Here is a 10,564-nt window from a genome sequence, read left to right on the forward strand (position 1 = left end):
AATGCCCTCATCCCGCGATAACCCCAAATGGCAGCAAATGCCCCACGACGGACAATTTCGCCGCCTCGTCTGATCGGTATCCTCGGGCGAATAGAAATCTCGTCAAAGATCATCAACGGGGCAGCGGAGCATGAAATCCAGAACGGTTATGGTGGGCCTCGATGGCTTCACGATAGACTTTGCAGAACGCCTGATGGACGAAGGGCGCATGCCGAACCTGGCCAAACTGCGCGAGGAAAGCGCACGCTGGCTGGTCGACGACAGCCAGTTCCGCAATGCGAACCTGACTTACGAGCAGATATCCTCCGGCCTGCGCCCCGATGAATCGAAGCGCTGGTCCGCCGTCGAGTTCGACCGGGAAAGCTATGCCGCCGTGCAGGCCGGCGCTGCCAATCCTCCCTTTACGGCACCGCTCGATGCCAAGACCGTCGTCTTCGATGCCCCCTATTTCGACATCGCGCGCGATACAAACGCGCGCGGCGTCGTCGGCTGGGGCGCGCATGATCCGGGGCTTGGCGAAGGCTTGCAGTCCCGCCCGGCATCGCTTGCCGACGAAGTCGTGTCGCGGTTCGGTGACTATGCGGCGAAGGATTACATCTACGGATTCCTCTGGCCCGATGCGGACCTGACGCTAAAGGCCGGCAGGTTGCTGCGCGACGGCGTGGATCAGCGGACCCGCATTGTCCGCTGGCTGTTCGGAGAGCGGATTACCGACTGGGATCTCGCCATCAGCGTGGTTGCAGCGGCCCATTCGGCGACGGAACCGATGTGGCATGGCATCGACGAAAGCCACCCGCTCAATTCCCATCCCAGTGCGGCCGTTGCGCGGCAGTGCCTTGAGGAAATCTACGAGGCGATCGACCGCCATATCGGTGCGATCCGCGAAATCGCGCCGGACGCGACCATCGTATGCTTCACGATGCACGGCATGGGGGCGAACAATTCGGATGTACCGGCCATGCTGTTGCTGCCCGAAATGATGTACCGGCTCGAAACCGGAAAGACCTTGTTCGAGCCTCAGCCCGAGTGGAAAGCGGCGGCTGATGGCGTTCCGATCATTCCGCCCGGTGTCCCTTGGGACAGGGCAATTCTGGGGTCGATGCGTGGCGGGCAGGTCATGCGCATTCGTGATCGCATCCAGCGCGACGTTCAAAAGCTGCGCCGCAAGCTGACGGGGACTTCATCCAGCAGGGCAGCCGAAAAGCGGGATTATCAATTCCCGCTGAAGATGGCGGCAACCCGCTATGCCAAGGCCTGGCCCAAGATGCGGGCCTTTGGGTTCCCGACGTTCCATGACGGGCGCATCCGGATCAATCTGAAGGGCCGTGAGAAGCATGGCATCGTTTCGCCGGCCGAATACGAAGCGGTCGTGTCCGAATACGTCGCCATGCTGAAAACCCTGAAGGACCCCCGCACGGGCGAGGCTGCGATCGGCACGATCTATACGCCCGTTCTTTCCGATCCGCTTTCGGCAAGCGACAATCAGGCCGATATCGTTGCCTCGTTCAACGGCACGCCTCTTGCGCTGGAGCATCCGGGTATCGGCACCGTCGGCCCCGCGCCGTTCAGGCGGACAGGGGCTCATACCGGCGGTCTTGGCGCGCTGTTCATCTCGGGCGAGAGCATCGCGCGCGGCGATTACGGCGAGTGCAGCGGGTACGACATCGTACCTACCGTGTGCGAGCTGGCCGGAAGCAAGATCCCGCTGAACAGGGCAAATTCGATTGTCCTGCCTTACCTGTCGCAGGCCGCATGACACGCCCCGCCGGAACCGTTCCGCCCACTTTTGTCATCAACCTGGCAAGACAGGTTGAACGCAGAAGGCGGATGCATGCCCTTGTCACGGCAGCGGGCGTCGAGCCCATCTTCGTGGACGCGGTCGACGGCAGCAAGCTCAGCAGCAGTGACTTGCTGCCATGGAGGCGCACTGAAAAAAGAGCGCTTCTGAATGCTGGCGAAGTTGGATGTCTGTTGAGCCACGTCTCGGTCTGGGAAAGGATCGTGCGCGAAGGGATCGACCATGCGATAGTCCTTGAAGACGACCTCGTCATCGCGCCCACGTTCCGGCAGATTCTGCTGCGTATCGGCGAGTTGCCTGAATTCGACCTGTTGCGGATAGAGACCGACCGCTCTCCGATCGTGTTCCGGCAGGAGTGCGAGCTGGAAATGGCCGGACACCGCGTGCACAAGCTGCTACGCGGGGCGACGCGCACGGGCGGCTACGTCATTTCGCGCCGTGGCGCGCATCGCCTTCTGGCGAACGTCAACGATTTCGAACAGGCCGTCGACGTCGAGATGTTCAATCCGCGTCGCTCCGTCGTAGACCGGCTGGACATGCTGCAACTTGTCCCGGCTATTTGCGTGCAGGCAGAACTCGTGCCCGGCATCGCGGTACAGGCCCCCTATCTTTCCAGCGGTATCGAAGCGCTGGGCCAGCGCGCCGATACGCGCCTCGGCAAACGCAGGCCGACCAATCCGACCCCGATGGAAAGCTTTCGTGCGGTACTTCGGCCAATCAAGCGTCTTGCGGTCAATTTGCTGATCCGCCCCTTTGGCCACACAGAGCGTCCGATCCCCTTGATCGATTCCTCAACCTCACACTGGGCCGTCCGCAACGCCGCAGCCAAGCGCTGATCGGGGTTCTACTTCAGTTGGATGATCGGGCAAGCTTCGGCGCCATCTGCGCCAGAAGCCTGCTGACGATGTACTCCTCCGCACCTGAAGGCCGTCCCGACAGCAGCCACAGGGCCAGGTGTGTGACACCATAGACAGCCAGCCCCCCTGCTCCGGCGAGTGCGATCGACAATATCTCGGAAGCAACGCTGGCGTCGTTGAACCACGACAGGCTTTCGTAGAGGAAAAGGGCCATCGCCCCGTTCGCCGCGATTGAGCGCCAGACGAACAGGAACTGGCGCCGCCATGAAATACCCGCAACCCGCACGATGATCTCCACGCTGAGCGCGGTGTGAAAGATGTTCGCAAGCGCGCGGCCGATAACGGCACCCATCAGGCCAAAAGTGATCGCGCCGATCACCACCGCCGGAATCGCGATCAAGGCTGCCAGCATCTCGCGCTTTGCGAGCTGATGCGGTTTCTCCAGCGCCAGCAATAGTGCCTGTGTCGGCATCGCAAGTGTCGCCAATGCGCTGGCCGGAGCCAGGATCTGGATTACCGGCACGACTGCCAGCCATTTCTCCCCAAGCCCCAACCGGACCAGAGGTTCGGCCATCAACATGAGGAATACGGAAATCGGCATGATGGCAGCCGCCACCATCGATTGCCCGCGCAAGTACGATTGCTGCAATCGCTCGGTATTCTCGCGGATCTTGACGAGGCTTGGGTACATCACGCTGACAAGCGGCATCCCGATCGCCCAGCTAGCCGTCGTGGCAACGCTGCGCCCCATCGAAAAGAAGCCCAACGGCGCCTTGCCAAGCACACCGCCGATCAGGAAGCGATCACCTTCCTGGCTGACGGTGGCCAAGGCTCGCGAAATCGACATCCAGCCCGCGAAGGTCAGCAGCCTGCTCCAGTTCAGCAGCGAAAAACGCGGCCGGTACGGTGCCCAAATGTAAGTCAGCGCGGTTATGACCATCGGAGGCATGATCGATACGATCAGCAGCGAGAAGTATGACCCGGTCTGCCACGCGATCACGACCGCAGTCGCGAAAGACGTCATGCGGGCAATCAGGTCGATCGTCGCGGTCGGTGCGTAATTCACCTCGCGCGCGAACATGACCATCATCGGGCTTCGCAGGCCCGTGATGAATGGCGCAAGGCCAAGCAGCGCGATCAGCAATATCAGGCGCTGATCATCATAAATGATCGAGATCGGAACCGAGAGCGCCAGCATGGCGCCGGCGATGATCGTGCCGCGCAGGAATGACAGCGTGAACCCGGTGTCCACGTCACCGGGCCTGACCTCTTTTTCCCGGATCAGGGCATCGACGATGGGCAGTTCGGTCGCTGCCTCCAGAACCATCAAAGTGGCCAGTGCAATCATGACCATGCCGAAATCGGCTGGCGTCAGGAAACGCGCGATGACCAGCGCCGCAAGGATGTCGAGACCGCGCCCGACAAGGCGTGCGGAGGCGAATATCGCCGAAGACCGGAAAACCTTGTTAGCGAGCATCAGCGGACAACTGTACGAGCAGGACGGGATGGGCGTTTCTGGTCGTGATCATTCAGCCCGCCATGTTCGGCACATAGCCAAGGCTCGGCAGCGCATTGCGATCACGCGATTTCGGTGGAGGCCGCCGGATCGGCATGGAATCCAGGTTCTGCACCAACTGGCTAAGGCCGACCCGCAAGTGCCGAGTCGGCAAGGCATCGGGAACGTGGCGAGCCAGGCGGCCGAAATCGATGTCATGGCGGCAATGATCCATCGCGGGAAGATGGGCCGCGTCGATCCGTGCACCCGGCAGCACTGCTTTCAGGGCCATGCCTATTTCCACAAGGCTCAGGCTTTCGCGCACGCGGCCCACGTTGAAAATTTCGCGGTGGACCAGATCGCGGCGCGCCTTGAGCAAGGCCGCGGATGCCCTTGCCGCATCCTCCACGTGCAAGACAGCGTGCCGGCCCGATCCGTCGCTGTTCAGCGGGATCTTGCCGAGCGAGTAGGCCGTCGCCGCAAGCCGGTTCATGAACCCGCGAAAGTGCATGTTCGCACCGTGGCCATAGACATCGGGCAGACGCATGATCGTGGGGCTGAAGGTTGAAGACGCAAGGCTGCAGATCGCGAGCTCTGCCCTGACCTTGGATCGGTAATGATGCGTGCCGGCATAAATCTCGCCGTTCTCGCAGACGCAATCGTCCTCCGTCGCCCATTGGTAGTTCGCCCACGAAGCGAAAACAAAGCGCGGAACCGCCGCCTGACATGCCCGCAAGGCAAGACGAAGCGTGTTCGACAGGTCCTTGTCGAATGCCGCGGCAGAGCCGCAGTCAGGTTCTGGCGCGGCGAGATGGATCACCGCGTCAAACCCGCTCAACAGCTCGAGCGATTCCTCGCTGGCGAGAAAGTCGCCAAGCTCGCGGGAAATCGTTTCGACCGCGTCCGGTGCCAAAAGCGGACAGCCGGGCATTGACGTGCGCTGGTCCAGGCCAATCACTTCATGCCCGTCACGTTTGAGCTTCGCGATCAGGGTCGAGCCTAGATACCCCCGGTGTCCGGTTACCAAAACTTTCATGTGCGACTCCAACGGTACCCGTCGTGCACTATCGTGCGCTTTTGGGCCCGCGGCACTCAATCGGCATTCCGTATGGCGCTCTCGATTGAGTAGCACCTCCAAAGTATTAGGGGCTTGCGAAGGATTTCCGCTGGCTCGCCGATCTAGTCCCCAATCGCAATTGGAATGACACGCACGCCTTCGCACAATAGCGGTATGAAAATCCGTGCCTGCCTGACAGCCTTGCAGCGAGATCCGCGACAGGCCCCGCGAACCGCGCTGTGTGCCGCGGCAGCATGCATGGCCATCGCCGTTCCGATGATGAATGCCGCTGACGTGCAGGCCGTGAATGCGCCAAAGCCCGCACGCGTCGATCCCAAAAGCGAGATTTCGGAAATCCGCCAACTGGCTGCGGAATCCGTCATGTCGAAAGCTCTTGAACCGGTTGGGCAGGCCGATGCCACGCGCATCAACCTTGCGCGCGCATTCGACAGGGCACCGACCGCGATGAGCAGCTTCAGCTTTCTGGGCGGGCAGACCGACCGCGACCGGGCGATCCAGTGCCTCGCCGAGGCGGCCTATTTCGAGGCCGGAAATGATATCGAGGGCCAGCGCGCGGTCATGCAGGTCGTTCTCAATCGTGTGCGGCACCCAGTCTATCCGTCGACGGTATGCGGTGTGGTGTTCGAAGGCTCGTCCCGCAAGACCGGCTGTCAGTTCACGTTCACCTGTGACGGTTCGCGCGACCGGCGCTGGTCGGATACCGGCGTGAAGCGCGCGCGCAAGCTCGCGGCGGCAGCGCTGGATGGTTACGTCGACAAGGCCGTTGGCACCGCAACGCACTACCACGCGGACTATGTCGTACCCTACTGGAGCGGGTCGCTGGCAAAGATCGCGGCCGTTGGGCAGCACCTTTTCTACACGTTCCCTCACAGAGCCGGCTCGCGGGCCTACTTCCGTGCCGGTGGCGGCCGGAATGAACCTGTTATTCCGGGTGCTGCGGACAATCATGGCGACGCCGAGGCGCAACTGGTGGCCGAGAACACCGTTACCACGAGTATCACCGCCGTCAGCGCAATGGACGAGGTGAAGGCAATCAACGTCGATGCCGCCATCTTTCAGCTTGTCGACCCGTCCGTACCTTCGGGTCGCTGGGCGGTAACCGCGCTCAATAGCTGCGCCGATCGTTCTGTGTGCGAAGTCTTCGCTTACACAAGCCAGGCTGCAATGCAGGCAGATGTCGGCGTGCAAGCGTCACAGCGCCGCCCCGCTTTCACCCTCCACAAGGACATCAAGGCTGGCATCGAGCAAGCGAGATGGAACTGCCAGATCGCGGCAAGGTCCAATCCTGCCGAATGTCTGTCGCAGTGAGCCAAGCGTAAGGCTGGCAGGGAAGCCCGTGGCGTTTGCCAGAGACAGTCTCGAATGCACCCTCTGCCCTGAGAATCATGCATAGGCGTTTTCCTGCTGCACGAACTATGCGGCGGCTGCTCCCCTAAGGGGGCCAGTCCGCCGCCGGTACGTTAGCCGCACTATCCCGTTATGCGAGCATGTATGGGGCCCGCGCTGCGTGATTTTGCCAGCAGCATACGCGTCGGACGATCCACGCAGCGAAAAACGAAAAGCGACAAGACCACGACGCCCGGGATGACGAAGATCGCGTTGTTAACCTCCGCGCCACCGATCGCGATGCCAGCGAATTTGCACATGCCTGCCACGATCCACAAAAGCGGAACGTGGATCGCATAGAGCGGATAAGACAAGTCGCCGAGCGCCTTGGCCAATCCTTCGAACCTGCCACTGACGGGAACGCGAGAGCCACCAAGCACGATCATCGGAAAAACTGCGCAAATGACGAACACGGCAAGCAAGGGCTGCATGGTCGCTTTCGGCACGAAGAAAATCGCCGTCAGGAGCACAATTGGGACGAGCGCATGATAGCGAACTGCGGTCAGTAAGCGGTCGCGAAATCGGTAAACAAGAACACCAGTTCCGAAGCCCAGTGTGACGCGCCCCAGTCCGTGCAGATAGACCTGAATGCTAGTGCTCTGATCTGAAGCGCTCAAACCCGCGCCGAATATCACCGATGCCCAGTCGAACACGGCAATCGCCGCAACGGGCAGGATGGCCAGGATCCACTTCGAGTTCACTTTGAACAGAAACAGGCAAAAAGCGAGATAGGCCAGCATTTCGAAATGCAGCGACCAGATTGGCCCGTTAAGCGGAAACATTGCCGCCAGATCGGTCCCGGTGTTCGGCAGGAGCAACAGGTTCTTCACGAACTGGCCGATCAGATCGGTGCTGCTTACAGGATCGCCTTTCAGCACCCCTGCCCCGATGACACGGGCAACGCCAAGCACCGCGCCCAGGATGATCATCGGATAAAGCCGGATGATGCGTGAGACGAGGTAAGTCTTTTTACTGAAGCCCGCCAGCAAGCGATCTCCATAGGAATGAGCGATGACAAAACCGCTCAACATGAAGAACAGGTCGACGGCCAGCCCTCCGGATCCGAACGGTGTGTATCCAAATCCAGCGAACCAATGCAGAAGCACGACCGCGATGGCCGCCACGCCGCGAAGCATGTCGAGATAGAGGAAATGTTCCTTGGGCTTGTCCATGGTGAAGGTTCCAGTTCTGCGCAACTGAGCCGAGAGGGGGGAGTTCAATTTGCGGGTGCAAAATTCTGCATTGCCGATTCACGGACCGACGGCAGCGCCGCCGTCACTTGTCGGCGCTGTCTATCCAGGTCGGATATCCACGTGACGATTCGCTCCTGAAACACGCCCGGGTCCGCCAGGACGCTTCTGGCATCCGTCAGGTTGTCGCAATCGAGATTACAAAGCTGGAGCAGGCCTTCCATCTTGTCCTTGTAATCGATGCCGAATGTCGGCGTTGCCGCGCCGATGGAAGCGATCATCAGGTGCATTCGTCCGGAAATGACACCGTCGAGGTGAGAGGAAAGCGCCTTGATTTCCGAAGCGGTCAGCCGGGCATCGGGATAGAGCAGCCTGTTCGGAAACCGGGAGGTCAGCTGCTCGTACAGGGGGCGCAGGCAAAGCGCGTCAGATGACGATCCGCGCTCATCATGATCGATCAGCAGGATCGCAATGTCGCCGGTCTGCAATAGCCCCTCGACAACCTCTCCCATGGCCTGGATCAGGTCCTGCAAGGCCGTTCGGCGATCGAGTTCGAGCAAAAGCGGGTGGAAGTTCAGGCCGATCACCGTCCTACCTTGCGATCGCTGCTCCTCGATCCATTGCTCGAGCTCTGTAACGGAACGGCTTTCCCGTGGCTTTAGCAGGAAGGCTACGTCGGCGACCTCGCGCGCCGAACACTCGCTTGCGTCTGCAAAGCGGGCGTACGAAACCGGGTCTCGCAAGTTGACAGCGACGCTCTCGTCCAGCTTGTCGAAAATGGTCGTGACCATCGGATGGATGTCTCGGCTGACGCTGAAGCCGGTGATGTAGGCTTCGGCCCCGGAACGGGACAGCAGATCGACCAGTGCGACGTTGCGAACAGAGAAGGATGGATCATAACTGCCATCGATACCGTCCGCGCCCATCAGAATGACGACATCAGGGCGAATGGCCAGCGCTCCGGCGTAGCTTTCGGTCAGACTACTGCCACCTTCCAAAATGGCGAGTGGTGCAAGGTCCAGCTTCTCGGCTGCATCGTCTGAAGTTCCGCCAGCGGTTGCGATGTAGATTGTAGCCTGCGGCATGCGGCGGAACCACTCCGCCTTGATCGCGCCGATCATGGCCTGATCACCCGTGGAGCTCGATATCAGCACCGGATCAGAGGGAATTATCAGGACAGTGCGGTCTGCGTCACCGCAATTCGCAGTGTCGACCGTCAGACCTTCCCATTCGGTGATGAGCCGCCTGCTTTTCCAATTCAGATAACGCGTACGGAAGCCCAAGTGCCTCCACACGAATTTGGCGATTGATCGAACGATGGGCAATTCCTTTGGCTTGCCTATCGTTATGAGTCAGTTGGAAAATTTTTGAATATGCGCATTAGGGCTAATCGCGTGGATTGCGCGATTGTCAGGGGCGAACACTAATCATTCTGGGCTAATTAGGGCTCAAAAACCGGCCAAGCTCCTATCCTGGGCAAACTACCCCTTTTGAACGAAAAGGTCGGATAAGCTTGGTTAAAAAGTCTCCCCGACCATCTGTTCGCTTACCGCCCAGAGCTTTCTGGCGCGTTCAGCATCGAGAGCATAGGAGCGCACACCCACCAATTCCTCATCATCTCGCACCGGGGCAACGCTGCAATCTTCGCAATAAACCCCACCAACACGATCAGCCGGTGCGACAACCGCGGCCCAGACGGAGGTCGCGGCACCTTGCGGGATTGTCTTGAGGACTAGCGGATTATCACCACTGGCATTGTTGGCGTTGTCCATCATCGCCTGAAAAGCGGCTTCGTCCATGTGGCGAGCAAGGTCCGTATCCATGATCGCGCCGGGGTGAACTGCCGTGGCGCGAATCCCTGCATCACGGTGGCGACGGTCGAATTCGACCGCGAACAATATAGTGGCGGTCTTCGAACGGGCGTAGGCGACGCCTGCATCGTATTTGCTGTCGGCGAAGTTCGGATCATCAAGGTCAACGTCAGAGAACCGGTGCGCAAGCGAGGAAAGCAAGACTACGCGGGCCGGACTGCGCAACAACGGAACAAGCCGGTTGATCAGCAAGAAGTGCCCTAGGTGATTAGTGCCAAACTGAGTTTCGAATCCGTCCTCGGTGTGGCCGAACGGGGTAGCCATGACACCGGCATTCGCAATGATCCCGTCGAAGCAAGTACCCTCCTCGAGAAGCTCGTCGGCGCATCGACGCACGCTTTCCAGAGATGCCAGATCCAGTGTGACCAGCGAAAAAGAACCACCCGACGAACTCGAAGCCTCCACGACGCTTTCCGTGTTGCTCTTCGCCTTTGCGAAATCACGAACCGTGCCGACGACATGAGCCCCGCTGGCGACCAGCGCACGGCAAGTTTCGATACCAAGCCCCGAAGATGCTCCGGTCACCAGAAAGCGCTTGCCGGAAAGTTCATGCCCGGAAAGCACCTCGTCAGTTGTCGATTTCTGCGAAAAAGTCTGCACCATGAAATTACTCGGAACGTTGCGATATCCGTCAACGAGACCAGCCAAGCGGAGACATGTCCACCCCTCAGCGACCTAATTCCGCGCAGAAATATAAGAGCCATCAACCAACTGACAGACACTCGGTCACCAAACATCAAGGCTAAGCGGCCTCGCAGGGATCTGCCCGATCCAAACACAAAAAGCCCCCTTGGCGTTATGGCCTAGGGGGCTTTTTTGGTTGCGGGGGTTGGATTTGAACCAACGACCTTCAGGTTATGAGCCTGACGAGCTACCGGACTGCTCCACC

General features: G+C 60.0%; 8 protein-coding genes. 3 read left to right on the forward strand and 5 right to left on the reverse strand.

The genetic code is table 11. The features are described 5' to 3' along the window. Window positions 1–130 precede the first annotated feature (130 nt). Together KIH45_RS13080 and KIH45_RS13085 are read left to right on the forward strand one after the other, a co-directional pair. Window positions 131–1,756 carry a hypothetical protein gene (locus KIH45_RS13080; RefSeq protein ID WP_213176457.1) on the forward strand — a complete coding sequence of 542 codons (1,626 nt, stop codon included), beginning with the start codon at window positions 131–133 and terminating at the stop codon, window positions 1,754–1,756. Further along, entirely contained in the window at window positions 1,753–2,634 is an 882-nt protein-coding gene (locus KIH45_RS13085; protein WP_213176458.1) for a glycosyltransferase family 25 protein, read from the forward strand. Before KIH45_RS13080 ends, KIH45_RS13085 begins: the two co-directional genes overlap by 4 nt. Before the next feature lie 13 nt (window positions 2,635–2,647). Here the strand turns inward: KIH45_RS13085 and KIH45_RS13090 are convergent, their stop codons facing one another. Both KIH45_RS13090 and KIH45_RS13095 read right to left on the reverse strand, forming a co-directional pair. Beyond that, the gene (locus KIH45_RS13090) at window positions 2,648–4,132 is read right to left on the reverse strand and encodes a lipopolysaccharide biosynthesis protein (protein WP_213176459.1); all 1,485 of its coding nucleotides are present in this window, start codon (window positions 4,130–4,132) and stop codon (window positions 2,648–2,650) included. A 52-nt stretch (window positions 4,133–4,184) separates the two neighbouring features. Then, entirely contained in the window at window positions 4,185–5,186 is a 1,002-nt protein-coding gene (locus KIH45_RS13095; RefSeq protein ID WP_213176460.1) for an NAD-dependent epimerase/dehydratase family protein, read from the reverse strand. 279 nt (window positions 5,187–5,465) lie between these two features. Here KIH45_RS13095 and KIH45_RS13100 point away from each other — a divergent pair, with 279 nt between their 5' ends. After that, window positions 5,466–6,536: a cell wall hydrolase gene (locus KIH45_RS13100; RefSeq protein WP_213176461.1), complete on the forward strand. Its 1,071-nt coding sequence runs from the start codon at window positions 5,466–5,468 to the stop codon at window positions 6,534–6,536. 161 nt (window positions 6,537–6,697) lie between these two features. Here the strand turns inward: KIH45_RS13100 and KIH45_RS13105 are convergent, their stop codons facing one another. The 3 genes from KIH45_RS13105 to KIH45_RS13115 form a co-directional block, all read right to left on the reverse strand. Further along, complete coding sequence (locus KIH45_RS13105; RefSeq protein ID WP_213176462.1) at window positions 6,698–7,786, reverse strand: acyltransferase family protein; 1,089 nt, start codon at window positions 7,784–7,786, stop codon at window positions 6,698–6,700. Window positions 7,787–7,830: 44 nt separating this feature from the next. After that, window positions 7,831–8,925, reverse strand: a complete 1,095-nt coding sequence (locus KIH45_RS13110) for a polysaccharide pyruvyl transferase family protein (protein ID WP_213176463.1) — start codon at window positions 8,923–8,925, stop codon at window positions 7,831–7,833. A gap of 396 nt (window positions 8,926–9,321) precedes the next feature. Further along, window positions 9,322–10,323 carry an SDR family NAD(P)-dependent oxidoreductase gene (locus KIH45_RS13115; RefSeq protein WP_225899891.1) on the reverse strand — a complete coding sequence of 334 codons (1,002 nt, stop codon included), beginning with the start codon at window positions 10,321–10,323 and terminating at the stop codon, window positions 9,322–9,324. Window positions 10,324–10,564 lie beyond the last annotated feature (241 nt).

Source organism: Croceicoccus gelatinilyticus, assembly GCF_018398395.1.
Classification (GTDB): Bacteria; Pseudomonadota; Alphaproteobacteria; order Sphingomonadales; family Sphingomonadaceae; genus Croceicoccus; species Croceicoccus gelatinilyticus.